The 26,846-nt window shown below is 59.6% G+C and carries 22 protein-coding genes and 1 tRNA gene; 11 read left to right on the forward strand and 12 right to left on the reverse strand.

The genetic code is table 11. From position 1 onward, the window contains the following. From VK725_RS15980 to VK725_RS16000, 5 genes are all read right to left on the reverse strand, one after another. Nucleotides 1-90: transfer RNA gene (locus tag VK725_RS15980), tRNA-Ser, on the reverse strand. Nucleotides 91-146: 56 nt separating this feature from the next. Continuing rightward, nucleotides 147-524 carry an LrgA gene (locus VK725_RS15985; RefSeq protein WP_325319050.1) on the reverse strand — a complete coding sequence of 126 codons (378 nt, stop codon included), beginning with the start codon at nt 522-524 and terminating at the stop codon, nt 147-149. Continuing rightward, nucleotides 521-1,801 carry a serine--tRNA ligase gene (serS, locus tag VK725_RS15990; RefSeq protein ID WP_325319051.1) on the reverse strand — a complete coding sequence of 427 codons (1,281 nt, stop codon included), beginning with the start codon at nt 1,799-1,801 and terminating at the stop codon, nt 521-523. Before serS ends, VK725_RS15985 begins: the two co-directional genes overlap by 4 nt. A gap of 96 nt (nt 1,802-1,897) precedes the next feature. Continuing rightward, nucleotides 1,898-2,473 (reverse strand): hypothetical protein, encoded by a 576-nt coding sequence (locus VK725_RS15995; RefSeq protein ID WP_325319052.1) that lies wholly within the window; start codon nt 2,471-2,473, stop codon nt 1,898-1,900. A gap of 84 nt (nt 2,474-2,557) precedes the next feature. Further along, the gene (locus VK725_RS16000; RefSeq protein ID WP_325319053.1) at nt 2,558-3,874 is read right to left on the reverse strand and encodes a replication-associated recombination protein A; all 1,317 of its coding nucleotides are present in this window, start codon (nt 3,872-3,874) and stop codon (nt 2,558-2,560) included. A 364-nt stretch (nt 3,875-4,238) separates the two neighbouring features. Here VK725_RS16000 and VK725_RS16005 point away from each other — a divergent pair, with 364 nt between their 5' ends. Then, nucleotides 4,239-6,515: a TonB-dependent receptor gene (locus VK725_RS16005; RefSeq protein ID WP_325319054.1), complete on the forward strand. Its 2,277-nt coding sequence runs from the start codon at nt 4,239-4,241 to the stop codon at nt 6,513-6,515. Next, nucleotides 6,515-7,252: a phosphatase PAP2 family protein gene (locus VK725_RS16010; RefSeq protein ID WP_325319055.1), complete on the forward strand. Its 738-nt coding sequence runs from the start codon at nt 6,515-6,517 to the stop codon at nt 7,250-7,252. The genes VK725_RS16005 and VK725_RS16010 overlap by 1 nt, the downstream gene beginning before the upstream one ends. A gap of 37 nt (nt 7,253-7,289) precedes the next feature. Here the strand turns inward: VK725_RS16010 and lolA are convergent, their stop codons facing one another. The 3 genes from lolA to VK725_RS16025 form a co-directional block, all read right to left on the reverse strand. Continuing rightward, nucleotides 7,290-7,952, reverse strand: coding sequence for an outer membrane lipoprotein chaperone LolA (gene lolA, locus VK725_RS16015; RefSeq protein ID WP_325319056.1), 663 nt, complete (start codon nt 7,950-7,952; stop codon nt 7,290-7,292). Between the two features lie 62 nt (nt 7,953-8,014). Further along, nucleotides 8,015-10,345 carry a DNA translocase FtsK gene (locus VK725_RS16020; RefSeq protein ID WP_325319057.1) on the reverse strand — a complete coding sequence of 777 codons (2,331 nt, stop codon included), beginning with the start codon at nt 10,343-10,345 and terminating at the stop codon, nt 8,015-8,017. A 360-nt stretch (nt 10,346-10,705) separates the two neighbouring features. After that, a complete protein-coding gene (locus VK725_RS16025; RefSeq protein ID WP_325319070.1) occupies nt 10,706-11,041 on the reverse strand; it encodes a hypothetical protein in 336 nt (111 codons plus the stop codon). A 201-nt stretch (nt 11,042-11,242) separates the two neighbouring features. Between VK725_RS16025 and trxB the strand changes: the two genes are divergently transcribed. The 3 genes from trxB to aat all read left to right on the forward strand — a co-directional run bounded on the left by trxB (nt 11,243) and on the right by aat (nt 14,195). Then, on the forward strand, nt 11,243-12,205 hold the full coding sequence (gene trxB, locus VK725_RS16030; RefSeq protein WP_325319058.1) for a thioredoxin-disulfide reductase: 963 nt from the start codon (nt 11,243-11,245) through the stop codon (nt 12,203-12,205). A 92-nt stretch (nt 12,206-12,297) separates the two neighbouring features. Continuing rightward, nucleotides 12,298-13,434, forward strand: coding sequence for a GNAT family N-acetyltransferase (locus tag VK725_RS16035; RefSeq protein WP_325319059.1), 1,137 nt, complete (start codon nt 12,298-12,300; stop codon nt 13,432-13,434). Next, nucleotides 13,431-14,195: a leucyl/phenylalanyl-tRNA--protein transferase gene (gene aat, locus VK725_RS16040; protein ID WP_325319060.1), complete on the forward strand. Its 765-nt coding sequence runs from the start codon at nt 13,431-13,433 to the stop codon at nt 14,193-14,195. Before VK725_RS16035 ends, aat begins: the two co-directional genes overlap by 4 nt. On the opposite strand, the gene VK725_RS16045 is transcribed toward aat, so the two are convergent. After that, a complete protein-coding gene (locus tag VK725_RS16045) occupies nt 14,164-14,976 on the reverse strand; it encodes an HD-GYP domain-containing protein (protein WP_325319061.1) in 813 nt (270 codons plus the stop codon). The genes aat and VK725_RS16045 overlap by 32 nt on opposite strands. A gap of 202 nt (nt 14,977-15,178) precedes the next feature. Next, complete coding sequence (locus VK725_RS16050; RefSeq protein ID WP_414648522.1) at nt 15,179-17,149, reverse strand: acetyl-CoA hydrolase/transferase C-terminal domain-containing protein; 1,971 nt, start codon at nt 17,147-17,149, stop codon at nt 15,179-15,181. Nucleotides 17,150-17,215: 66 nt separating this feature from the next. On the opposite strand from VK725_RS16050, the gene VK725_RS16055 reads away from it, so the two are divergent. The 4 genes from VK725_RS16055 to VK725_RS16070 all read left to right on the forward strand — a co-directional run bounded on the left by VK725_RS16055 (nt 17,216) and on the right by VK725_RS16070 (nt 23,338). Next, on the forward strand, nt 17,216-18,667 hold the full coding sequence (locus tag VK725_RS16055; RefSeq protein ID WP_325319062.1) for a phospholipase D-like domain-containing protein: 1,452 nt from the start codon (nt 17,216-17,218) through the stop codon (nt 18,665-18,667). A gap of 122 nt (nt 18,668-18,789) precedes the next feature. Continuing rightward, entirely contained in the window at nt 18,790-20,157 is a 1,368-nt protein-coding gene (gene xseA / locus VK725_RS16060; RefSeq protein ID WP_325319063.1) for an exodeoxyribonuclease VII large subunit, read from the forward strand. A gap of 91 nt (nt 20,158-20,248) precedes the next feature. Then, nucleotides 20,249-21,892: an acetolactate synthase large subunit gene (locus VK725_RS16065; RefSeq protein WP_325319064.1), complete on the forward strand. Its 1,644-nt coding sequence runs from the start codon at nt 20,249-20,251 to the stop codon at nt 21,890-21,892. 15 nt (nt 21,893-21,907) lie between these two features. Continuing rightward, nucleotides 21,908-23,338, forward strand: a complete 1,431-nt coding sequence (locus tag VK725_RS16070; RefSeq protein ID WP_325319065.1) for an aldehyde dehydrogenase family protein — start codon at nt 21,908-21,910, stop codon at nt 23,336-23,338. On the opposite strand, the gene VK725_RS16075 is transcribed toward VK725_RS16070, so the two are convergent. Then, nucleotides 23,335-24,285, reverse strand: coding sequence for an AraC family transcriptional regulator (locus tag VK725_RS16075; protein WP_325319066.1), 951 nt, complete (start codon nt 24,283-24,285; stop codon nt 23,335-23,337). The genes VK725_RS16070 and VK725_RS16075 overlap by 4 nt on opposite strands. A gap of 178 nt (nt 24,286-24,463) precedes the next feature. On the opposite strand from VK725_RS16075, the gene VK725_RS16080 reads away from it, so the two are divergent. Beyond that, entirely contained in the window at nt 24,464-25,525 is a 1,062-nt protein-coding gene (locus tag VK725_RS16080) for an NAD(P)-dependent alcohol dehydrogenase (RefSeq protein WP_325319067.1), read from the forward strand. A 60-nt stretch (nt 25,526-25,585) separates the two neighbouring features. On the opposite strand, the gene VK725_RS16085 is transcribed toward VK725_RS16080, so the two are convergent. Beyond that, complete coding sequence (locus tag VK725_RS16085; RefSeq protein ID WP_325319068.1) at nt 25,586-26,350, reverse strand: YdcF family protein; 765 nt, start codon at nt 26,348-26,350, stop codon at nt 25,586-25,588. A 73-nt stretch (nt 26,351-26,423) separates the two neighbouring features. On the opposite strand from VK725_RS16085, the gene VK725_RS16090 reads away from it, so the two are divergent. After that, a partial coding sequence (locus VK725_RS16090; protein ID WP_325319069.1) for a YigZ family protein occupies nt 26,424-26,846 on the forward strand: 423 nt, incomplete at its 3' end.

Consider the following 26,846-nt stretch of genomic DNA (forward strand, 5'->3'; position numbering starts at 1 on the left):
TGGCGGAGAGAGTGGGATTCGAACCCACGGTAGGCTTACACCTACGGCAGTTTTCAAGACTGCTGCCTTAAACCACTCGGCCATCTCTCCGGAATTTGGATTGCTGGCACGCGCGTGTTAGCGCCGCCAGCGAGGGCGACATGGTATCAGGAACCGCGAACTCGCGGTCCATTTGAGCCCTTGCGAGACAGTGCGATCAGCGCCCAAACCATGATGATCACCGGGATCAGGCCACCGAGCAGCGGAAACAGCGTGGCGGGGTAGCGAATCACCATGGGTATCAGCTGCGTCGCGGTTGCGAAAGCGATGATCCAAAGGCGCCAGCTACGACGATGTCGGGCGATCCAGAAGCTGACGATCACCAGTATCAGGGCAACGATGTTGAACACCAGATCGATCGGAGGCAGCTGCCACACCGAAGCGAAACTGAGTCGCGTGCCGATGACCGAAGCAAGCACGAACATGAGGAAGTAGCTGGTGTAGAACTCCACCTTGTCCCATGAGCTGCGTACTTCGGTATTCATGCGATTTTCTCCGCGCCTCCCATGTAAGGGCGCAGCGCTGCGGGAATCGTGATCGAACCATCGGCGTTCTGATAGTTCTCCATCACTGCAATAAGCGTGCGTCCCACGGCAAGACCCGAGCCGTTGAGCGTGTGCACAAGTTCCGGCTTGTTGGTCTCTGCATTGCGCACGCGTGCCTGCAGGCGGCGCGACTGGAAGTCTTCGCAATTGGAGCAGCTGGAAATTTCGCGGTACATGTTTTGACTTGGCAGCCACACTTCCAGGTCATAAGTCTTGGTGGATTGGAAACCCATATCGCCCGTGCAGAGCAACAGCTTGCGATAAGGCAGCTCGAGTTTCTGCAGCACCTTTTCTGCGTGACCGACCATTTCTTCCAGCTGCGCGTACGATTCGCTCGCACGCGCAATCTGTACCATTTCGACTTTTTCGAACTGGTGTTGACGAATCATGCCGCGTACGTCACGCCCGTAGCTGCCGGCTTCGGCGCGGAAACACAACGAATGCGCAGTGAGGCGCAGCGGCAGTGCGTCCGCATCCTGGATGGTGTCGCGAACGAGATTGGTGAGCGAGACCTCTGCCGTCGGAATCAGATAACGACGGGAGTCGCCAACTTGCGTGGCGAAAAGGTCTTCTTCGAATTTCGGTAGTTGTGATGTGCCATACATGGTATCGGCGTTGACGAGCACAGGTACATTGCATTCGAGATAGCCGTGTTCGCGTGCGTGCAGATCGATCATGAACTGACCGAGCGCACGATGCAGTTGCGCGAGCTGACCGCGCATCACCGTGAAGCGTGCGCCGGAGAGCTTTGCGCCTGCATCGCCATCGAGCCAGCCATGACGTTCACCCAGCTCGACGTGATCCTTGACCGGAAAATCGAAGTTGCGCGTTGCGCCCCAGCGGCTGATTTCGCGGTTGTCGTTTTCGTCTTTGCCAACCGGCACCGACTCGTGTGGGATATTGGGAATACGCAGTGCGATATCAGACAACTTGGCCTGCACGTCGGCCAACGCCTGTTCGTTTGCTTTGAGCTTGTCGCCAATGCCGGCCACTTCCGCCATCAACGGCGCGACATCCTCGCCCTTGGCCTTGGCCTGACCGATCGCCTTGGAGCGCGTATTGCGCAGGTTCTGCAGTTCCTGCGTTTCGGTGGACAGCTGCTTGCGTTGGCTTTCCAATGCCTCCACGGTAGCGACATCGAGCGCGAAGCCTCGGGTTTCCTTAAGGCGCGCGGCAGTTTCGGCCAAGCGCGAACGCAGCAATGCGGGGTCCAGCATGTTCGGATCCGGATGGATGACAAGGATCGAGGATTATGGCTGCCGGGCCAGCGCCACCGCAACGCGGCAGCGCCCTGCCCGGGCCTGTTACCTCGATCAGGCCGTCTTGGTCTCGCCGCGCCCAAGCCACCAGGCCATCACGGCACCCGCCAGCAGCCACCCGATCACTTGTTCGACGAGTGCTGCCGTGGCCAGCGCCGTCGGAAAGCGGTACCAGTTCCAATAGGGAATCATTACGCTTAGCCACGCGAAAAGCGTGGCGACTACCGCGATGCCCAGGCGCTTGGTGAAGCCGAATACGGCCATGCCCATCAGGCAGGCCAACATGAGTGCTGACAGCGTATCGGAGGCCCATTCGCGCACGAGCTGCGGGGTCATTTGTGTCATATCGATACCCTGTGGCTCGTAAACCACCCAAGCATAGGGCGATGCCGCCGCTTTTTTGCCGTATGCCGCCCTGGCCGCCGGATCACCCATCTGATTCGGATCGAGGGACGGCAAGATGTAGACGCCTGGCTGCGCGCCCAATCCCTCGTGCAACGAACTGAGGACTACGTCTTCATGTACCGGTTGATGGATGCCCGGATTACCGAGCCCAAGCAGCATATGGGCGACGAACCCCCAGAAGAACAGGACGATACCGCCGAATATCCCCGCAACGAGTACGCGCATGGACAGCCCCTCCCCGGTTGGATGTGGGATGCAATCTAGGCGCCCCTGCAGGTGGCTGCAAGGGATCGTGCCGCATGATGCGCTCTATGTCTTCCGGGCCTGTTTGCGGGCTTCGCGCAGCGATTGAAGTTTCTCGCGCAGCTTCAGTTCCAGCCCGCGGTCGACGGGGTGATAGAACTCGGTTCCTTCCAACGCTTCAGGCAAGCATTGCTGACCAAGAGCTACGCCGCCTTCGACATCGTGATCGTATTGATAGCCTTTGCCGTAACCGAGGCCCTTCATCAATTTGGTCGGCGCGTTGCGCAAATGCATCGGCACTTCCAGCGTGCCTGTCTCATTCACGACGGCGCGAGCCTGATTGTAGGCGGCGTAGGCGGCGTTGCTCTTCGGCGCTATGGCGAGCCAAATGGCAAGCTGTGCGAGCCCCAGTTCGCCTTCGGGACTACCAAGACGCTCGTAGGTATCCCACGCATCTAACGCCATGCGCCACGCACGCGGTTCGGCCAGACCGACATCCTCCACGGCCATGCGTGTCATGCGTCGCGCGAGATAAAGCGGATCGCAACCGCCGTCGAGCATGCGCACAAGCCAGTACACTGCTGCATCGGGATCGGACGAACGAACCGATTTATGCAGCGCGGAGATCTGGTCGTAGAACTGCTCGCCGCCTTTGTCGAAGCGGCGCGTACGATCGGCAAGCACCTGTTCCAGCGTCGCGTCGTCGATAACCTGCCCGTCGGCGAGTTCTGCCGCGATTTCCAGCAACGTTAGCCCGCGGCGTACATCGCCATCGGCCGCCCGGGCGATCAGCTGCAACGTTGCTTGCGAAACATCGAGCTTGAGTGCGCCCAGCCCGCGTTCTTCATCGACCAGCGCACGTTGAAGCGCTGCGACGATGTCGTCCACAGACACCGCATCGAGCACGTGCACGCGGCAGCGCGAGAGCAACGCGGAGTTCAGCTCGAACGATGGGTTTTCCGTCGTAGCACCGATGAAGATGATGACGCCGCGTTCGATATGCGGCAGAAAGGCATCCTGCTGCGCCTTGTTGAAGCGATGCACCTCATCGACGAACAATACCGTGCGCCGGCCCTGCGCAAAGTTCACCTCGGCTTCGGCCAGTGCCTTGCGTACTTCAGGCAAACCGGAGAGCACCGCTGAGATCGCACGAAAATCGGCATCGGCATAACGTGCGACGAGCAGCGCCAATGTTGTCTTGCCGCAACCAGGCGGCCCCCACAACACCATGGAATGCACACGACCCGCTTCCAGTGCACGCCGCAGTGCCTTGCCGGGCGCGAGCAAGCGTTGCTGGCCGACGATTTCATCCAGATCGCGTGGCCGCATGCGCTCGGCCAGTGGTTTGAGCTCGTCCGAATCCGTCGCAAAAAGTTCTGGCATGTGGTGGGGGCTGCGTCGTTCCATCGCTCGATGATAGGGCATCTGTTGCGAACGCCGTTTTTGGGCGTTTGCGGGGCCAATGCTGACGATAGGCTTGCGAATGGAATCGCAGATGAAATTTCGCGCTCGATCAAAATCACTATTGCGCTAATTCTTCATTTCTTATATTAATCTTATAAATCGCCGCCAATGCATTAATTGCGCGATTATCTTATTTCAATAATTGTTCAATTCTTAGATTATCCTTAGCGCATTTTCTTTCGCATAAGAGAAAGTGCCGATTTAATATATTTGTTATATATGTGTCACACAGCGTCTCTACGGTGTCGGCCTTCTACCACCCCGCCAATACCGGAAAAAAACAATGACGCGATCGACACATGCGCTGTACCGCTGCCCGCCGGCTTATCTCGCTCTATGCCTTGCAGTAGCCCTTTCCAATCCGGTTGCGGCGCAGGACGCGGGCAATGCTACAAATGCTCAGACTAATGGCCCCGGCACTACCAATAATTCATCAACCAGCGCGTCGTCGAAGAATGCAAAAACCCTTGAAGGTCTGCAGGTCTCTGCTAATTCGGCCGTGAGCGCAATTGCCCCCACCCAGGGCTCCACCATCGCCACGCAGCCGCAGTCGATTATCGGCAGCACGTACATTCAGGAAAACATTCCACCCACTGGCGACTACACCGATGCCATGGCCATCTCGCCGAGCGTCTACACGATCGCGCCGAACGGCCCGGGCCTGATGGAAACGCAAGTCGCTTCCATCCGTGGCTTCCAGGACGGCCAGTACAACGTCACGTTCGACGGCATTCCGTGGGGCGACTCGAACGACTTCACGCATCACTCAACCTCGTACTTCACCAATCAGGATACGAGCAGCGTCACGGTCGATCGCGGCCCGGGCACAGCTGGCACACTGGGCGATGCCACCTTCGGTGGCACCGTATCGGTGGAATCGCTCAATCCGACGAATGATTTCAATCTTCACCCGTATGTCAGCCTCGGCAGTTGGGAGACGGCGGTCGAAGGCGCAGTCATCAACACCGGCAAGCTCAACAGCAGCGGCACGGCCGCCGTGATCAATGTGCAGAACGGCACGTCCGATGGCTACCTCACCGAGGCCGGTCAGCGCCGCCAGAACGTCTTCGCCAAGGTGGTACAGCCGCTGGGCGATAACACGACGCTGACCTTCGGCGGCATGTGGAACAAAATCAATCAGTACGTTCCGCTTGGTGCGACCAAGGCGCAGATTGCGGAGTTCGGCCCCAACTACGCTTTGAACAACAATCCGAATAGCCAATCCTATTACCGCTATAACCAGGATCAGATCAGCACCTACATGGGCTATGTCGGCCTGCACTCGGAATTCGATGGCTGGACGCTCGATAACAAGGCCTACACCTACGCCTATAACCACTATGGCTTCAACGGCCTGGACGTCAACGGTGAAACGCCCAATGGCACCTTCTGCAACGGCAAGGGCAATGACTGTCTCTATCCCGACAACGTACCGGGCCAGCACATGCGCAATTGGTATCGCTCCTGGGGCGATGTCTTGCGCGTGAGCAAGGAACTGGGTCCCGGCGAGATCCGCACCGGCGTGTGGTACGACAAACAGGATAACTTGCGTTGGCAGTACGAATTCGACGATACGCTGGACCAGCCCGCTCTCAACACGACGGGTCAGCCGACCAAGGGTAGCGATAGCCCGGTGGACCGCTTCATGACCGATTCGCTGCGCACCATTCAGCCGTTTGTGGAATATCAGTGGAACATCACCGACCAAGCCTATCTGGTGGGCGGCGTGAAGTATGAGGACTTCCTGCGCGACATCGATTCTCTGTACAACCAGAAGACCGGCTTGCCGCTGGATTACTCGAAGGAATGGAACGCCACCCTGCCCTCGGCCGCGTTCCACTACAGCTTCACGTCCGACTGGACGGCGTATGCGCAGTGGGCGAAGGGCTTCCTGGCACCCAACCTCAATCTGTTCTACGTCGCCAATCCGTCGATTTCCGATGCTTCGCTGCAGCCGGAAAAGACCACGAACTGGCAGCTCGGTACCACCTGGACCAGCGACCGCCTGACGCTGTCGGGCGACGTCTACAAGATCGACTTCAATAATTTCATCCAGAGCGTGAAGGTTGGCGCCAACACCGTGTTCTACAACGGCGGTGGCGTGCACTACACAGGCATCGAGCTCGAAGGCACCTACATGGTCGGCGGCGGTTTCAGCGTCTATGCCAATGGCTCGCTCAACCGCGCGATCCAGACCGCAAGCAACACCTGGAATCCGAACACGCCGCACAAGACGGCTGCGCTGGGCATGATCTATACCAACGGCTCGGTGTATGCATCGCTGATCGATAAGTTCGTCGGCAAGACTTATTACACGGCCAATGCGAACGACGACACCCCGATCGGCGGTTACGCGGTGACCAACTTCACCGCCAGCTATAAGTTCGATCCGCATATGACCGACGTGAAGGACTTCAAGGTCGGCTTCCAGATCAACAATCTGTTCAACAATACCCACATCGACGCGCTGGCCGGCACCACCGTCGCCGATAGCACGCCGTTGTTCTGGACGATTCCGGCGCGCAATTTCAACTTCACCGTGTCGGCGGATTTGTTCTGATGCAACGTTACGCATTGCTGTTGAGCATGCTGCTTTTCAGCCAGTCCGCACTGGCTGACGGCGGTGGCACGAGTCCTGCCACCGTTGAACTGTCGAACCTGCTGCCGCCTCCGCCGGCAGCAGGTTCGATTGCGGCTAAGCACGATCTTCAGGTTGTGCTGAGCACGCAGAAGGCACGCACTGCTGCAGACATGGCCGCAGCCAAGGCGGATGCGGAGCGATCCGTATTCCGCTTTGCCGATGTATTCGGTATGTCGTTTCAGGCTTCCGCGTTACCAAAGACAGCCGCATTTTTCACGCGTACTGCCGCGCTGGACAAGGAAGCGGTAAAAGAAGCCAAAGACTACTGGCAGCATCCGCGACCATCGGAGGTATCGAGCCAGGTGCATCCGCTGTCGAAGGAAAAAGCCAACGACTGGAGTTATCCCAGCGGACACTCCACCTTTGGCTACACCACGGCTGTGTTGTTGGCAAACATGGTGCCTGAGAAACGCGCCGACATCTTTGCACGCGCCGATGTCTACGCCGAGCATCGCATCGTGATGGGCGTGCATTTTCCTAGCGACATCGAAGCAGGACATCTCGCAGGCACGGTGATTGCCGATGACATCCTGCGTGATCCGAGCTACCAGGCGGATTATCAGGCGGCTCGCACAGAGTTGCGTCATGCGCTGGGGCTGCCCGCCGATCCCGCGCCGGCGTCATCGCCAATGCCCGCTGCAACGGCGGTTCATTGACTTGATAAAGAGAAAGGCGCCCTTCGGGGCGCCTTTTTCAATTCTTGATCGGCTGCGTGGTGATGACAGGTAAATCGCCCACTACATCCGTACCCTTGGGCGGCGTGAAGTTGAAATCCTGCGGCGGCAAGTCCGGATTGCGCTGCCAGTTCGAGAAGCGGATATCGGTCGTCGAACCGAGTTGATCGCGGAACTGCATGCGTGCAAGACCGTTGGCGTCGAAGCCAAGATCGACATAGTCGAACTGTGGGTCTTGAGCGCGAGACGTCAAACGCAACCACACCAAGCCGTCGTGCTCACCCTGCTCGGCGATATTGAAGTCTTTGTCGACCTGCGAAAGATCAGTCAGCACGGCCAGCGGATTGTGCGATGCCTCCGTATCCTGCCGACGCACAGTGACCTGCTCCAGGCCAGGATCGTACGACCACACGCGGCTACCGTCGGCGATGATCGATTGCTTGTACGGCGACACCGTATCCCAACGGAATTGACTCGGCGCCTGCAACACCAGCGTGCCGCTGGTCTGCTGCGACTGACCGCTCGGATTGCTCAGTGTCTGGGTAAAGTTGCCGGACAACGCGTGCAAGCCGTGCGCGAAGGCATCCAGCCGGGTACGCGCCGGACCTGTGGCAGCGTGCACGAGCGTGCTGAGCGAGAGCGCAACGACGGCGACAGCGGCGGCGAAGCGAAGGCGTTTCATGGGTCCTGTTCCTGATTGGCGATATGAGCCAAGTGTGCGGCGGGAATGCTTAATGGAATACGTCAGTTCTTCGGCGGCGGCGGCGCCAGTACCTCGCGATTGCCGTTGTGTTGAGGCCCACTGACCACACCATCGGCTTCCATCTGTTCGATCAGACGCGCGGCACGGTTGTAGCCGATACGCAAGTGACGCTGCACACCGGAAATGGATGCACGACGCGTTTCGGTCACGATGCGAACCGCGCGGTCGTAAAGTTGCGCGTCCGCGTCGCCACCACCCTCTTCGCCTTCCTGCGGCAGGCCAGCGTCGTTGATGAACTTGCCGTCGCTGGTGGCCTGTACTTCTTCCAGCACGCCTTCGATGTACTGCGGGGCACCCTGGGCTCTCAACCAGTTCACGACGTTGTGCACTTCGTGATCGTCCACGAAGGCGCCGTGCACACGTTCCGGCGTTGCCGTGCCGGGCGGCAGATAAAGCATGTCGCCGTGACCCAACAGCGTCTCGGCGCCGGACTGATCGAGAATCGTGCGCGAGTCGATCTTGCTCGATACCTGGAACGCGATGCGTGTCGGGATGTTCGCCTTGATCAAGCCTGTGATCACGTCGACCGACGGACGCTGCGTCGCCAGCACCAGATGCACGCCCGCTGCACGCGCCTTCTGCGCGAGCCGCGCGATAAGCTCTTCGACCTTCTTGCCGACGATCATCATCATGTCGGCAAACTCGTCGATGATCACGACGATGTAAGGCAGCGGTTGCAGCGGTTCTGCCGCGAGATTCGGCATTTCCGGATTCGGGCGGAACAACGGATCGAGCAACGGCTGGCCTGCGTTCTCCGCATCCTTCACTTTCTTGTTGAAGCCGGCGAGATTGCGCACGCCCACCGCAGCCATCAGCTTGTAGCGGCGTTCCATCTCGGCCACGCACCAGCGCAGCGCGTTGGCGGCTTCCTTCATATCTGTCACGACCGGCGCGAGCAGATGCGGAATGCCTTCGTAAACCGAAAGCTCCAGCATCTTCGGATCGATCATGATCATGCGCACGTCTTTCGCGCTGGCCTTGTATAAAAGGCTCAACACCATCGCGTTCACCGCAACGGATTTACCCGAACCGGTGGTACCAGCCACCAGCAAATGCGGCATCTTGGCCAGATCGACCACCACCGGCTTGCCGCCGATGTCTTTGCCCAACGCCAGCGCCAACGGCGATTTCTGCTGATCGTATTTGTCGGAACGCAGGATTTCCGAGAGAAACACGATCTGCTTTTTCGCGTTGGGAATTTCCAGGCCGATGACGTTCTTGCCCGGAATCACATCCACCACGCGCACACTGACTACGGAGAGGCCGCGTGCAATGTCTTTATCCAGACTCGACACCTGACTGCCGCGCACGCCCGCCGCCGGTTCGAGTTCGAAACGCGTAATCACCGGGCCAGGATAAACGCCGACCACTTTGGCTTCGATGCGGAAATCTTTCAGCTTCAGCTCGACCTGACGCGACAACACCTCAAGCGTTTCTTCCGAATACCCGGGACCCTGCTCCGGCGCCTCATCCAGCAAGGACAGCGGTGGCAACTCGCCGGGCTGCGCCGCACCGACGAACAGCGGAATCTGCGTTTCTACGCGCGCGCGTTCGCTCTTCACCACCGGCGCGGCAGGTGCCTCGATACGCACGGGCTCGCGTTTGGCCTGCTTGATGGCTTCGTTCTTCTTGACCACTTCGCGCTCGGCGCGCGCCTGATGCGCGGCGATCACTTCCGGTGCCTCACGCAATTTGCCGCCCAGCCAACCGAACATTCTCACTACGCCCTGCCCGGTCACATCCATCAGCTTGAACCATGACAGACCGGTTGCCAGCGTCACCGCAATCAGAAATACCGCGAGCAACAGAAGCGGCGCGCCGTTGTTTCCAAATGCACGCGACAGTCCATGACCGACTGCGCGGCCGATCACACCACCCGCGCCTTCCGGTCCCATGGTGCTGTCGGGGAATTTCAACCAACACAAACCCGGTGCGGTGATGAAGAAGAACACCGAACCGATCAAGCGCAGCGATGGCTCCCATGGCTGCACGCTGCGCATGCCGTGATTGCGCAGCACCTGCACGCCGAGAAACAAAAGCAGCAGCGGAAAGAAGTACGCGATGCCACCGAACAAGTAGCGCAGCAGGTCGGCGATATACGCCCCGACCGTGCCGCCCAGGTTTTGCACGTGCTCGCTGGAATTGGCATGCGACCAGCCTGGATCTGCAGCGTCATAGCTAAACAGACAGACCAGCAGGTAAAGGGCCAACGGCATCAACAGCAGCGCGCCGGCCTCACGAAGACGGCGCTTGAGCTCGTCGCTCAGGCCCGTCTTTTCCTTTTGTTTTTTAACGTTCGCGCTACGCGCCACCGGGGTCTGTTTCCTGTAGGGATGCTCTGATCAAGTTTACGCGGGCGTCACCGCTCCTGTCTGTTCGCAGGCCACAGGCGTGACGGCGAAAGCAGACTGGCCGTCACGCCTGTGGCCTGCGAACAGACAGGAGCTGCCCCAACTAGTGGATGTTAATCGACGGGATGATGTGCAGAAAGCCGCCATGCCGCGCCACGCGGCTTGGCAAGACGGCCAGTCTTCCCGGCGCCGCGCAACACACCCTGACGGCTTTCTGCACATCATGACGCCCGCGTAAACTTGATCAGAGCATCCCTAGGATGGCGTGACTTTAAACCACAGCCTGCAACGCCGGGTGGACCAATTTGCCACCATCGACGTTCATGCCCTTCTTGAGCGGTTCGAATTCGCGCCATTCCTTGCCGGCAGCCAGACGCTGCTCATACGGCAGGACCGTCGCGGAGATGGTCTTGACCGTCTCTTGGTGACCGCGTGCGGCACCTTGGCGCGGGGCATCAGCACGCCGGCATCCCGCACCGGTTTGACGCTAACCTTCGAATAAGTCTCGTTGGAAAAACCGCTCTTCTCGCCAGCGCCTGCCTGAATGAACACCTCGTGACCACGGCGCATCAGATCGGCGGCGGCGGGAACGAGGGCAACGCGCCCTTCCATGATCTTGGTTTCTGAGGGGATACCGGTGCGTAAGGCGAATGAAATCCTGTGGTCTTAAAGCAAAAACCGCGGCGCCACGTGGGCGGCGGAATCTTTGGTCCGCCGACGCCTTGAATAGACGCCGCGACTTCCCCATCCTTGCGGGTTCCCGGCTCGTTGCTGCTCCAGCCCTCACCGGATGCAACCGGGACCCGGACAACAGCGAATGACCGTACAAGTCGCCAGCAAACCCTAAGGATTATAGCAATGACCACCCCTAAACATAGCCGCCTGCTGATCCTCGGCTCGGGCCCCGCCGGATACACCGCAGCTGTGTACGCCGCGCGCGCCAATCTCAAGCCGACCATGGTCACCGGCTTGCAGCAGGGTGGCCAATTAATGACCACGACCGACGTCGACAACTGGCCCGGTGATGTCAAAGGCGTGCAGGGTCCGGAATTGATGCAGCGCATGGCCGAACACGCCGAGCGCTTTGAAACCCAGATGGTGTTCGACCATATTCACTCGGCCGATCTCAAGCAGCGGCCGTTCCGCCTGAAGGGCGATTCGGGCGAATACACCTGCGACGCGCTGATTATCGCAACCGGCGCCACCGCGAAATATCTGGGCATCGCGAGCGAAGAGCACTTCAAGGGCAAAGGCGTCTCGGCCTGCGCAACCTGTGATGGTTTCTTCTTCCGCGACCAGGACGTCGTGGTGGTCGGCGGCGGCAACACCGCGGTGGAAGAAGCGCTGTATCTGGCGAACATCGGCCGCAAGGTTTACCTCGTGCACCGTCGCGACAAGTTGCGCGCCGAGAAGATCATGCAGGACAAACTGTTCGAGAAAGCCGAGGCCGGCAAGATCGAGCTGGTGTGGAATCACAGCATCGATGAAATTCTGGGCGACAGCTCGGGTGTGACCGGCGTGCGCGTCAAAGACGTCAACAGCGGCGCCACCCGCGATATCGAAGCCACAGGTTTCTTCGTCGCCATCGGGCATACGCCGAACACCGGCATCTTCGAAGGCCAGCTGGATATGCACGATGGCTACATCAAGATCCGCAGCGGCCTGGAAGGCCTGGCGACCATGACCTCGGTACCCGGCGTGTTTGCCGCGGGCGATGTGGCCGATCACGTGTATCGCCAGGCGGTGACGTCCGCAGGCTTTGGCTGCATGGCTGCGCTCGATGCCGAGCGCTGGCTCGATCAGGGCAAGCCAACGGGTTGACCGACTTTACCCGTCGTTCCGGCGCAAACCGGAATGACGGGTTCGTACATCTGTTGATCGTTCTGCAACGTGGTTGATGGCATCATGACATCGTGATTGAAGCACGCTTCCACGACAGCATCGAGGACATCGCCAGCGCGGATTGGGATGCGCTGCGCCCCGACGACAATCCGTTCGTCTCGCATGCTTTTCTCGCCGGTCTGGAACGCACAGGCTGCATTCGTCCCGAATGGGGCTGGCAAGCGCATCATCTCGGTCTTTATCGCAACGACACGCTGATAGCCGCGGCGCCGCTGTATCTGAAAGGTAATTCGCACGGCGAATTTGTCTTCGACTGGAGCTGGGCAAGCGCGTGGGAACGCGCAGGCGGCGAGTATTACCCCAAGCTGCTCAATGCAGCGCCCTATTCCCCTGTAGTTGGCCCACGATTGTTGGTCGGACCCAATGATGCGGATGCGGATGCGCGTCGAAAGATGCTGGTGCAAGCCATGCAGCAATACGCCAAGCGTCAGCAGCTTTCTTCCATTCATGCCAACTTTCTGGACGACGCCGACCTGCCAGCATTCGAAGGCGACTGGATGGCACGCAGTGACGTGCAGTTCCATTGGCACAACCAAGGCTACAGAGACTTCGACGCATTCCTTGGCGCGCTCAATCACAAGAAGCGGAAAAACATACGACACGAGCGCAATCGCGTTGCGTCGCATGGGTTGCACATCGGCATGTATAGCGGAGCATCGCTCGATGCCCGCACATGGAGATATATCCATTCGCTCTATGCATCGACGTTCGATGCAAAAGGCAACCACGCCGCGCTTACCGACGCGTTTTTCCAGTACTTGCGTACCGACTTAGGCGACGCCGTGCAATTGGCGCTGGCAAAAGACGGCAATGACATCGTGGCGATGGCGCTTTTTCTGCGCAGCGCCAGCACCCTGTATGGCCGTTACTGGGGTGCATCTGTCGATCTGCCGGATCTGCATTTCGAACTCTGCTATTACCAGGGTATTGATTACGCGATCGCACAAGGGCTCGCTCGTTTCGAGCCCGGCGCACAGGGCGAACACAAATTGGCGCGCGGTTTTCTGCCTGTGCGTACGCACTCGCGCCATTACTTGGTGCATGAAGGTTTTCGTTCTGCGGTGCGGCGCGCGCTTGAGCACGAGCGCGAAGGCATGGATGCTTATGCCGAAGAACTGCTCGATCACTCGCCTTACGCCGAACGATGATTCGCCTTCCTTTGCTTGATGAAAACGCGCCGGAGCACTTCCCCGATCCGCGCACGGCGCTCATCGATCCGAACGGCCTCCTGGCGTTCGGTGGCGATCTGTCGCCCCACCGCCTGACGGCCGCCTACTCGCGCGGCATCTTTCCATGGTTTAACGAAGGCGAGCCGATTCTGTGGTGGTCGCCCGACCCGCGTTGCGTCTTTGAAACCCACGCGCTACGGCCCAATCGCAGCCTGCGTCGTGCACTAGCAGATACGTCATGGCATGTCACCGCCGATCGTGCATTTCGCGATGTCATGCTCGCGTGCGCCGCGCCCAGGCATGGACAAGCTGGCACGTGGATCAGTCATGCCATGGTCGATGCCTACGTGGCGTTGCATGAAATGAATCGTGCGCACAGCGTGGAAGTATGGGATGGAGGGCAACTCGTCGGCGGCATCTACGGCGTGTCCATCGGCCGGCTGTTCTGCGGCGAATCCATGTTCAGCGCGCGCAGCGGTGGATCGAAACTTGCGCTGTGTGCGCTTGCTGCATGGCTTCGCGAGTGGGACTGTCCATGGATCGATGCGCAGGTCAGCAATCCGCATCTGCTTGGACTTGGTGCGAAGGAGATTCCGCGCAGCGTGTTCCTGCAAAACATTCGCACGCTGACATCGGCGCCCTTCGATCAGCAACGCTGGCGCAGCCTCGCCGACATGCCAGCAAAACGTTTATTGGCCGACGGCGACGTCAATGGGTCGAATGAAGCGCAAGCGTCTTGAGCGCAGGATAGTTTTCCATGAATAGTTGCACGAGCTTCGGGTCCAACTGAGTTCCTGCCACTTCCTGCAGATACTTCAGTACGTCCGCCTCGGGCCAAGCGGGTTTATAGACGCGCGGAAAACTCAGTGCGTCCCATACGTCCACAACGCTGAAGATGCGCGCGGCCAACGGGATATCCTCGCCCTTCAATCCCTGCGGATACCCCTCGCCATCCCAGCGTTCGTGATGGCTGAAAGGGATCGCGCTCGCACCGCGCAGAAAATCGATCCGTTGCAACAGGCCATGACCAATGCCCGGATGCGTACGCATCACAACGGTTTCTTCTTCGGTCAATTTGGCAGGTTTGATGAGGATGGAATCGGGTAGCGCCAGCTTGCCGATGTCATGCAGCAACGCGCCAAAACGGATGTCGCGCAAGTCATTGCCTTCCACACCCACCAGCTTCGCCAACCCCAGGGCCATGCGCACGACACGCTCGGAATGATCGCTGGTTTCCTTGTGACGCACGTCCATCGCTTCGACCAGCACACGCAACGCCTGTTCATGACTGTCGAGCAAGCGTTTATTGGCGTCTGCCAGGCGATGAACGGTGCGGCCGATCAACCAGTACAGCAACAAACCTGTGCCCAGCACAAAGAACCAGCCTTTGAAGATCTGGTACATGACGATGCGGTGCGGATCATGCACAAGGTGCCCGAGCAAATTCCCCGAAAACCATATCCATGCCGCCGACACCAGCACGTAAATGCCGGCGGTGCGCAACTGCGGGCTTAACTTCACGACTTGCCCTCCCCCGAGGCGCGTCTATTCGGCATGCATTCTGCCATCAGCAGCAGCCCTGCCGCTGTGCTGACATGCGCAAATCATTACGCTTGCATTGTGAAATCTGGGACAACGGCATCGTCGCTGCTGCCGGAGAAAATTGTTACAACAGTTATCGACGCCAGGGGTTGTCATCTTGAGATGACGATGAACGTCGATGTCATGACGCCTTTCTTCGCAAGGCCGCCAGCAGTAGCCGGCGTTGCAATCGATCTGACAACGTCGATGCCGCATTCAGGCCCATGCGCTCAAGACCCGCAGGTTCTTCCGCATTGGGCTCGCCCGGCATCACCATGGCTTTCAACAGCTGCCATCGGCCTTTCCAGTTGGAACTGGAGGACTTCAGCCACTCCAGCGCGGGCAGAAGACGCAATTCCACCGCGGTGAATTCCGTCCCGAACGGATAGGCTGGCAGTAAGCCTTTACGAATCGCGGACGCTAAAGCTTCCCTAAGGTTCTCGGGGCGATGCTGACGCCAGGCGTCCGGAATCTTGAAATCCGCCGCGATTTTTCCGTGCGACTTGGCTTCGGCTGTCAGCGCGTCGATGAACCGCGCATCGCTGATGGCCAGCATGGCTGCGATGCATTCGCTATCGGTTTTGCCACGCAAGTCGGCCACGCCGTATTCGCTGATAACGATGTCGCGCAAATGACGGGGGATCGTCGTCGTCCCGTAATTCCATCGGATATTCGTTTCGACACCGTTCTTGCCCTTGCGCGTAGCACGCAACATCAAGATCGAACGGCCATCCGGAATTTCATGCGCCATCGCCACAAAATTGTACTGACCGCCGACACCGCTGACGACGTGACCATCTTCGAGCGCATCGGAAACCGCGCCGCCGAGCAAGGTGGCCATCATGCAGGTGTTGAAGAAACGTGCACCGCGACGTTGCAACATCGCCAGTGCTTGATGATCGCCGTAAAGTTGATTGACGTTGGAAACACGGCACATATCGATGGCATCCGGATCGCTGCCTGCCGTGACTTCCATCCAGTCATAAAGATCGCGCGTACCGAGAAAGAACGCACCGCGCAGGTAATGACCGCCGGGTACATCCTCTGCCAGACGCCCTGATGCCGACGCACGTTCCAGGGCAAGATTGTCCCAGCTACGCCGCTTTATGACGCCAGCCTTAGCCAGATGCATGAAGCCATCCAGCACCATTTCACTCGCGCCGTACAAACCCGTTCTGAAACTGGCCAAGCCGCCCATGCGCGTGGCAAGCGAGTGCGTATGACCGCCCTTGTCCAATGAAAGCAGCACCTTGCGCCATGCAACGTTGTCTTGATGCCGCAGCAGCAACCCTTTGACCAGCGCATCGGACAAGGCGCCGATACCAATCTGCAAACAGCCGCCGTCTTTCACCAGCGCGCTGGCATGCAAACCGATGGCGTACTCGCTGACATCCACGGGCAACCGCGGCACGGCGAACAATCGCGGCGAAACGGCCGGGGCAAGCTCGATGTCGAAGAAATCCTGCGGTACCTCCGCGTGTCCTCCCATATAGGGGAGCGCCGGATGCACGACCGCCACGCAGAGGGGGCGCTGCTTACCGGCAGCTTTCACGCGGTCCAGAAAATCCAGCGTTAGATCGGGATTGCACGACAGGCTGTAACGCACACCAGCAGACGTTTCGTGACGTGAGACCAGTTGCACCAGCAGGTTGATGTCCTGCACCACCAAGTCGCGCGCGACGTGCGTGTAGTTCTGACTGATGTAATCGCGTTGCGCACTCGGGCTATGAAGGTAGGCGCCCGATTGCATGTAGAACTCGTGCACGGCCACGTTGGGCGGCAGCTTGCCGTTGATCTGATCGACGGCGTACTGCGGATTGACGTAATCGTTGCCGAAATGCCGATCGAGAAACGGCTCGAGAAAACGGGCTTCCAAGCCCGGCTTGGGTTGCGGACGCATGAGTGAAAGCGCCGTATACAACGTCATGGATCGCCAGGTGTCCGCTTGCATCAACGCGTAAAGCGCGTTGAGCAAGCCATGTGGCTTACCCAAACCAAGAGGCGCCGCGACGCGCAAGTCAGCACCCAGCCGTTCAACTATCAGCTGCGCACAGGCGTCAGTGTCCGTAAAACGCTGCTCTGGCAACATGGCCTGATCATGCCAGAAGCGCATGAATATGAGCACGCCTCCCGAAAGGGAGTCAGGTGGGGTGTAAAACCCCGTCGATATACTCCCCCCATGGTCTCGACTTCACCGCCCACGCCGAGCCGATTGCTGGCCGAGCAAGCACTAAGCCGTGCTGCCGGTGCGCCGCTGGTCGGCGGCAATGCGCTTGAGTTGCTGATCGATGCACAGGCGCACTACGACGCCTGGCTGGCCGCCATCCACCGTGCAAAGCACCGGGTGCTGCTGGAGAACTACATCATCCGTGACGATGCGGTAGGACAAGCGTTTCGCGATGCACTTGTCGGCCGCGCACGCAACGGCGTATTCGTTGCGGTCATCGTCGACTGGATGGGTTGCCTGGGCCAATCGGGTACGTCGTTCTGGAAACCGCTGCGCGAAGCAGGCGGGCATGTGCGCGTATTCAACCCGCCGCAATTCGGGCGATCGCTGGGCTGGATGAGCCGCGACCATCGCAAGCAACTGGTGATCGATGGCACGCATGGTTTTCTTTCCGGCGTTTGCATCAGTGCAAAATGGCTCGGGAATCCCGAACGCCACGTGCCGCCCTGGCGCGATACAGGCGTGGGCGTGCGCGGCCCCGCGGTGCGTGAATTGGAGGCGGCTTTCATCGACAGTTGGACCGCCTCGGGTTTGCCGCCGCTGGAACTCGATGCGATCGCCGATGACGGCCATGCCGGTTCGGTGGCGTTGCGGGTCATTGCCACGCAGCCTGCTACGGCCGGGATGTATCGACTCGATCAAATGATCGCCGCCCTAGCCCGGCGTAGCCTGTGGCTGACTGACGCCTACTTCGTCGGCATCGCCCCCTATGTGCAAGCCCTGTCGGCTGCGGCCCGCGATGGTGTCGATGTGCGGCTGCTGGTTCCGGGCACCAGCGACATTCCCCTGGTGGCGAACTTGTCCCGCTCCGGTTATCGCCCGCTGCTCCAAGCGGGGATACGTGTCTTTGAGTGGAACGGTTCGATGCTGCATGCCAAGACCGCCGTCGCGGACGGTCAGTGGGCGCGCGTGGGTTCGTCCAATCTCAACGTCGCAAGCTGGTTGAACAATCGCGAGATCGATGTCGCCGTCGAGGATGCAGGCTTTGCCGGGCAGCTCGCTGCGCAATACGAGCAGGATCTGGAGAACGCTACCGAGATCGTCCTGGCCCCGCGACGGTATCGGCGCGGCGATCGCGTGCGGACCAGCGAAGCACGGCCACCCCACCCACGGCATATCGGCGGCAGTTCAGGCCGTGCCGCAGCAGGGGCCTTGCGCATCGCCAATTCGATGGGGGCGGCACTGACGGAGCGCCGAGTGCTGGGCGACACCGAAAGCGGAAGTCTAGTGAGCGCCGCGCTCCTACTCACCGCACTCGCCGTCGTGGCCATCGCGTGGCCCGCCGTGGTGGCGTGGCCCATCGGTGTGCTTGCGGCCTGGTTCGCCATCAATACGGGCATTCGCGCCTGGTTTTTACGCCAGCGGCATCGCCGTCGCATACGCGGAATCGACGAGGGCGATTGAGTCGCCATGCACTGAAGAAAACAATGCTTGCCAAATACTTACACGACTTGAGTGAGAAACAACCTGCGCACAACGCGCCAATAGGATGTTCCCCAAGCCGTTCGTGTTAGTCTCCCGCCTCCATGCACTCGCCCGACGACCTCAGCGACGCTTCTGGCGGCCAACCGCCCCGGCACATCCTCACGCCCAGCACGCTCAACCGGCTGGTACGCGATCTGCTGGAAGATGCGCTGCCGCTGGTATGGATCGAGGGCGAGTTGTCGAACGTGGCACGCCCCGCATCGGGCCATCTGTACTTCACGCTGAAGGACAGCGCGGCGCAGGTTCGCTGCGCCATGTTCAAACCGAAAAGCGGCTGGCTGCGCTTCAAGCCCGCCGACGGCATGCAGGTGCTCGTGCGTGCGCGGGTGGGCCTGTATGAACCACGCGGCGAATTCCAGCTTGTCGCCGAGCATATGGAACCCGCCGGCGAAGGCGCGTTGCAACGTGAGTTCGAGCGGCTGAAAGCACAACTCGACGCCGAAGGCTTGTTCGCGCAAGAACGCAAGCGTCCCCTGCCCCATTTTGCGCGACGCATCGGCGTCATCACCTCTGCAACCGGCGCAGCGATACGCGACGTGTTGAGTGTATTCGCCCGACGCTGGCCGTTGGCCGACGTCGACGTGCTGCCCGTTCCCGTGCAAGGCCGCGAAGCACCGCCCGCTATCGTGACGATGCTTCGCAAGGCAGCAGCCAGTGGTCGCTACGACGTCTTGCTGCTGACGCGCGGCGGCGGTTCGCTGGAAGATCTTTGGGCCTTCAATGACGAACGGGTCGCGCGTGCGATCCACGCCAGCAGCGTACCCGTCGTAAGCGCAGTCGGTCACGAAATCGACTTCAGCATTGCCGATTTCGTGGCGGATCTTCGTGCTCCCACACCCTCGGCGGCCGCAGAGTTGCTGGTACCGGATGCCCTGGCGTTAAAGCGTCATCTGGATCAATTACGCCAGCGCATCGTCGCGATTCAAGAGCGGCAACTCCAGGCACGTATTCAGCGCGTCGATCATTTGCATGCGCGGTTGCAATCGCAACGTCCGCAGGCACGGTTGGCGCGCGATCACGAACGCTTGCAGCAATTGCACCGGCGCTTGCTGAGCGCACGCTTGTCGCAAGTCACACAATGGACCGTGCGCCTGGAACGCACGCATGCGCGCTTGCTCGCGCAGCACCCCAAACAATATCTCACGCTATGGCGTCACCAACTCGATCAGCAGGCGATGCATCTGCGCCGCTTCATCGAGCATAAGCTGGAACGCGAGCGCATGGGCTTGCAGCACGTTGCACGTGCCATGCATGCGGTCAGCCCATTAGCCACATTGGAGCGCGGCTACGCGATTCTGTTCGAAGCAGATGGCAAGGTGCTTCGTTCGGCGCAGAATGTAACGGCTGGCACGCCGTTGCGCGCCCGTCTTGCCGATGGCGAATTGCCATTGCAGGTGAGCGACGACTGAGTTCGATTGCTCACACGAATTGAACGTTTCCAGTAACGAATCGAACATTGGTGTACATATAGCATCTGCTTTATTCCCACGGAGGCGATGCATGAAGGCCGCGACCCTTTTCGTGAAAGCCCTGGAAGCCGAAGGCGTGCGCTGCATATTCGGCGTACCGGGCGAAGAAAACCTGGATCTCGTCGAAGCACTCCGGGAATCGTCCATTCGATTGATCGTTACCCGCCACGAACAAGCCGCAGGCTTTATGGCCGCCACGTGGGGGCGCCTTACCGGAGAAACGGGTGTCGCACTTTCGACCCTGGGCCCGGGAGCTACCAATCTGGTCACCGCCGCGGCTTACGCCCAGCTTGGCGCGATGCCCATGCTGATGATTACCGGCCAGAAGCCCATCCGCACCCACAAGCAAGGCATGTTTCAGCTGGTCGACGTGGTCGACATGATGCAACCGCTGACCAAATACACCCGGCAGATCGTGTCGGCGGCCACGATTCCGGCGCGCATCCGCGAAGCGTTTCGCCGCTCCGAAGAAGAGCGTCCCGGCGCAGTGCACCTTGAGTTACCGGAAGACATTGCCCGCGACGAGGTGGAGGACGCCATTCTGCTTCCCACCGAATACGCGCGGCGTCCATCGCCCGACGATGCGGCGCTGGTGCAGGCCGCCGAAGCGATCAGCAACGCGAAGCATCCCATTCTGATGATTGGCGCCGGCGCCAACCGCCAGCGCACGGCAGTCGCCTTGCGCACCTTCATCGACAAACTCGGTATCCCATTCTTCACCACGCAAATGGGCAAAGGTGTGGTCGATGAAGATCATCACCTGTGGCTTGGAAACGCTGCGCTATCGGCTGGCGACTTCGTTCACCGCGCCATCGATGCCGCCGACGTCATCATCAATGCCGGTCACGATGTGGTGGAAAAGCCGCCGTTCTTCATGACGCGTGGGCGGCGCACGGTGATCCACATCAACTTCTCCTCCGCCGAAGTGGATACGGTTTATTTCCCGCAAATCGAGGTCGTCGGCGACATTGCCCACACCATCGAGCGGCTGACCGATGCGCTGAGTAAGCAGGAGCATTGGGATTTCGATTTCTTCGACAAAGTGCGCGACGCGTTCCACAAGCAGCTCGCCGAGCACGCCGACGATCCGCGATTCCCCATGCATCCCGTGCGTATCGTCGACGACACGCGCAAGTACATGCCCGATGACGGCGTGCTCTGTCTCGACAATGGCATGTACAAGCTCTGGTATGCGCGCTACTACGAAGCGCGCCAACCCAACACCGTTTTGCTGGATAACGCCTTGGCGACGATGGGCGCGGGTCTACCGTCGGCGATGGCCGCGAAAATGGTTTATCCCGAACGCAAGGTGCTGGCGATCTGCGGCGACGGCGGCTTCATGATGAACGCGCAAGAGCTGGAAACGGCCGTGCGTCTGAAGCTCGACCTGGTGATACTGCTCTTGCACGACGACGCCTTTGGCATGATCCGCTGGAAACAGGCCGACATGGGATTTGCCGATTTCGGCATGGAATTCGGCAATCCTGACTTCGTGAAGTTTGCCGAAGCCCACGGCGCGCACGGCCACCGCCCGGGACGCGCCGACGACTTCCTTCCTACGCTGAAACGCGCCTACGACCAAGGCGGCGTGCACCTTATCGATCTCGCCATCGACTATTCCGACAACCATCGTGTGCTCGACGAAGAAATTCGCCGCCTGAGCGCTGCCGTTTGATATCCGGGAGTGACCGTGCTCGAGAAAACCTACCCTTACTATCTTGCCAATCAACCGCAGACGTCCAAGACCATGATGGACGTGTTGGATAAATACAGCGGCAAAGTCGCCACGCGCGTGGCCGTACCGGACGACAGCGCTACCGAAAAAGCCATCAAGGCGGCCGTGAAGGCTGCCGGCCCGATGAAAGATTTCCGGCCATGGGCGCGACAAGCCGTATTGCAACATTGTGCAAAACGCTTCGAAGAGCGTCGTGACGAACTGGCCATGGCCCTGTGCATCGAGGCAGGCAAACCGATCAAGGATTCCGCCGGCGAGGTGACGCGGCTGATCGAAACCTTTCGCATCGCGGCAGAGGAGTCGGTGCGCATTAACGGCGAAACGCTGAATCTGGAGCTTGCCTCGCGATTGGATGGCTATCACGGCTACACCAAGCGCGTACCGCTCGGCCCGGTGTCTTTCATCACGCCCTTCAATTTCCCGCTCAATCTTGTTGCGCACAAAGTAGCGCCGGCGATCGCAGCCGGATGTCCGTTTGTGTTGAAGCCTTCGGAAAAGACGCCAATCGGCGCGTTGATCATCGGCGAAATTCTCGCCGAGACCGATCTGCCCAAGGGCGCATTCTCGGTGCTCACACTCGACGGCAAGCACGCCACGCCGCTGGTCGAAGACGAACGCCTGAAGCTGCTTTCGTTTACCGGCGGACAGATCGGCTGGGATCTAAAAGCCAAGGCCGGACACAAAAAGGTAACGCTCGAACTGGGCGGCAACGCGGCGTGCATCGTTGATGCCGATCAGAAATCGCGCATGGATAAGGTAATCGAGCGGCTGATTTTCGGCGCCTTCTATCAATCCGGACAAAGCTGCATCAGCGTGCAGCGCATCTACGCGCATGCATCGATTTACGACGAGTTGAAAAAACGTCTCGTCGACGCGGTGAAACAACTCAAGGCCGGCGATCCGAAGAAGAAAGACGTATTCCTCGGTCCGATGATCGACGAAGCCGCAGCAGAACGCCTCGAAGGCTGGATCAAAGAGGCGCACAAGGCCGGCGGAAAGATCCTGTGCGGCGGTAAACGCAAGGGCAACATGCTCGAAGCCACGCTGATGGAAGGCGTCCAGCGCGATGCGAAGGTCAATCGCATGGAAGCCTTTGGACCGTTCGCGTTACTTGCACCGTTCAAGCGCATCGACGACGCCATCGCCATGGTCAACGATTCCGACTTCGGTTTGCAGGCCGGCATCTTCACCGACAGTCTCGATCACGCCATGCGTGCGTGGAACAATTTGGAGCAAGGCGGCGTGGTGGTCAACGACGTGCCAAGCTTTCGCGTGGACAACATGCCCTACGGCGGCATCAAGCTATCGGGCGTCGGACGCGAAGGTGTGCGCTACGCCATTGAAGATATGACGGAGGTTCGACTGATGGTGATGCGCGAACTTTAGCGCGCATCCACCCCACATACCTCATCGGCAACCTGCCGCAGCCGATTCACATCGCGCAGCGGCGGCGCGCCGTGCTGACGGCTGTATTCGCGACTGAATTGGGAAGGGCTCTCGTAGCCGACGCGATGCGCAGCAGTGGCCACATCGCAACCTTCCGTCAACAACAAGCGACGCGCTTCATGCAGGCGCAACAGCTTTTGATATTGCAACGGACTCATTGCCGTGATTTGACGAAAGTGGTGATGCAGCGACGAGGCGCTCATGTTCACCCTGTTGGCCAGATCGCCAATGCGCAACGGCCGGTTGTAGTGCTCCTTGAGCCACTGGATAGCGCGTGCAATCTGCTGACTCTGACTGCCCGAGGTGGCAATTTGCGCCAGGCGCGCGCCCTGCTCTCCCGTCAACAACCGATAGATGATCTCGCGTTCGATCAGCGGTGCTAGCAAAGGCATATCCGCGGGTGAATCGAGTAAGCGCACAAGACGCAGCAACGGATCGAGAAGCTCGTTGTTCAACGGGCTCAACGCCAGTCCGCGCGCCGTCGCGACGGCGTGCTTGGCAAGTTTCACGTCCGATAGCCATTCGCTGATACGAACCGGGTCGAGTCGCAGCGTGAGGCACAGGCATGGCTCCCTGGACGACGCACGCATCACTTGCGCCGATACCGGTACATCGATGGAGCTGATCAGGTAGTGCCCGTTTTCCTGTTCCAGCCGCTCATCGCCCAGCAAGATGTGCTTGCTGCCTTGTAGCAAGACGCCCAGGCACGGCTCATACATCGCACAGGTGCGGTCGCTTGGCGCGTCGGCCCGGAAGAATGAAAGCCCAGGCCACGCGGTCCGAGTGACCCCTTCGGCCTGAGCGTATCGTTCAACGAGGGCTGTCAATTCCTCGCGGCCGGGCTCCAGACGAGGAAAGGCTTCAATGGGCTTGAGTTGGCTATTCATAGGGATAAACAGGCCATCACGGGGAAGGGACAGATTGCCTGTTCCTGCGGACGATGGCGAGTGCTTGGGCAAAGTGGCGCAGGATCGGGCAAGTATCGAGCAGTAATCGACTACCCCGTTACAGATGCACTACGCATACTTGTCCTCTGTTCGCTCCCCATCCCCTCAGGAGATATCCATGGTTCAGAGCATTCGTGGTTACGCCGCTCAATCGGCCACCGCGCCGCTGGCATCCCATCGCTTCGAACGGCGCGACCCGCGCCCCGATGACGTCGTGGTCGACATCCTGTATTGCGGCGTCTGCCATTCCGATATCCATACAGCCCGTAACGAATGGGGTGGCAGCAGGTATCCGGTCGTGCCGGGGCACGAGATCATCGGCCGCGTGGCGTCGGTCGGCGACAAAGTCACCAAGTTCAAGGTCGGCGATATGGTCGGCGTGGGTTGCATGGTCGACTCCTGCCAGCATTGCGACGCTTGCGACCAGGGGCTGGAGCAGTACTGCAAGGAATTCCCAACCTTCACCTACAACAGCGTCGATCGTCACGACCGGCTACCCACGTACGGTGGTTATTCCGAGCGCATCGTATCGACGGAAAAATTCGTGCTGCGTATTCCGGATGGTGTGGATCCGAAAGCTGCCGCGCCGCTGCTTTGCGCGGGTATCACCACATGGTCGCCGCTACGTCACTGGAAGATCGGCAAAGGCCACAAGGTCGCCATCGTCGGTCTCGGCGGCCTAGGACATATGGGTTTGAAATTTGCCAAGGCGATGGGTGCTGATGTCACACTGTTCACGCGCTCACCCGACAAGGAAGAAGAAGCGCGTCGTCTCGGTGCCGATCACGTAGTGCTTTCCACCGATCCGAAGCAAATGGAAGCCGTGGGCCATTCGTTTGACTTCATTCTCGATACCGTACCGCACCAGCATGACCTCAATCCTTATCTGGCCACACTGAAGCTCGATGGCGTGCATGTACTGGTGGGACTGGTGGAACCGATCGAACCGCCGGTGCATGCGGGCGGTCTGATCTTCGGTCGTCGCTCCGTGGCAGGCTCGTTGATCGGCGGCATTGCCGAAACGCAGGAAATGCTCGATTTCTGCGCCAAGCACGGCATCGTCTCCGATATCGAGATGATCAATATTCAGGACATCAACGAGGCGTACGCACGCATGCTCAAGAGCGATGTGCGCTACCGTTTTGTGATCGATATGGCGTCGCTGAAGAAAGAAGCCTGAGGTTTGCTTTAGTAAACGAACGGCCGGGTGTGCGTTGCACATCCGGCCGTTTTTGTTTGATCAGGCCGCGCCGTATCGGCTCGGTGGTGGCGCGTTCCATCCCATCACGCTGTAGAGGCGATATGTCAGCACGCCGACGTATTCGTGCAGGGCAATGTCCGTGAGCATCATGTTCCATGCGTTCGGTAGCCACGTGAGGCGCACATCAGCGTAGTCACCGCGCACAGGAATCGGGGTCATTCCAAAATGCGCGAAGAATGCCAACGCTCGATCCAGGTGCACGGCCGAGGTAACGAGCACGACACGTTGCGGTTGATAAGCATTGAGCAACGGCTGCACGAATTGCGCGTTCTGCCATGTGTTCATGCTGCGCGCTTCGAGAATCAGATCGGGCTGATCCACACCCATCGATTGCAAGATCGCAGCGTAAGCATCCGCTTCCGGCATGCCGTTGTGATAGGCATCCCCGCCGCTTACCACCAATTTGCAGTTACCGCCTGCCTGTTTGCATGAACGATAAAGCGCATACGCCTCGATAATCCGTCCGTTGGCAAAAATATCGGGTTCGACGTGATCGGTCACTGCAACGCGAGCCGTCCCCGCGCCAAGCAGAACAATCGCATTGCGTTGCGTCCAAGTGATGTCCGGCCGCACGGCATAAGGCGATTGCAGGTGAATCAGCAGCCACTTGGGTAATGGACCGCACGCCGAAACGAGGACGAGCGCGAGCGTCAGGCCGTAAAGCGCCCATTGGCATCGTCGCCAGTGGAAACGACCTAAAATAAATCCGATCAGCACAAGTACCAACAACCACAGGATCAACATGCGCAGCCATCCACATGGAAAGCACGCAGCCTAGCGCAAGCGCCGCACCTACGCTTCCCCTAACCTATGCAACATGACTCACACGCTGCACACACTGGCTGCTGCCGCCAGCTATAACGAAGACATCCGCAAAAGCCGTTTTCTGGCGCAAGCGGCGCCGGCCGATACACCACAGCAGGCGTTGTCGTATGTGCAGCAGGTCAGCGACGTGTCCGCCACGCACAACTGCTGGGCATACCGCATCGGACAGGACTATCGCTTCAACGATGACGGCGAACCAGGCGGCACCGCCGGACGCCCCATCCTGCAGGCGATCGAGGGACAAGGCATGGACCGAGTCGCGGTGGTCGTAACTCGCTGGTACGGCGGTATCAAGCTCGGTGCCGGCGGGCTTGCGCGCGCCTACGGTGGAACGGCAGCGGAATGCCTACGACTGGCTCAGCGCGCGCCCATCGTAACGATGGTCCGTCTTGGTGTGCGATGTGATTTCTCCGAC

Origin of the sequence: Dyella sp., from assembly GCF_035486915.1 — a bacterium.
Classification (GTDB): domain Bacteria; phylum Pseudomonadota; class Gammaproteobacteria; order Xanthomonadales; family Rhodanobacteraceae; genus Dyella_B.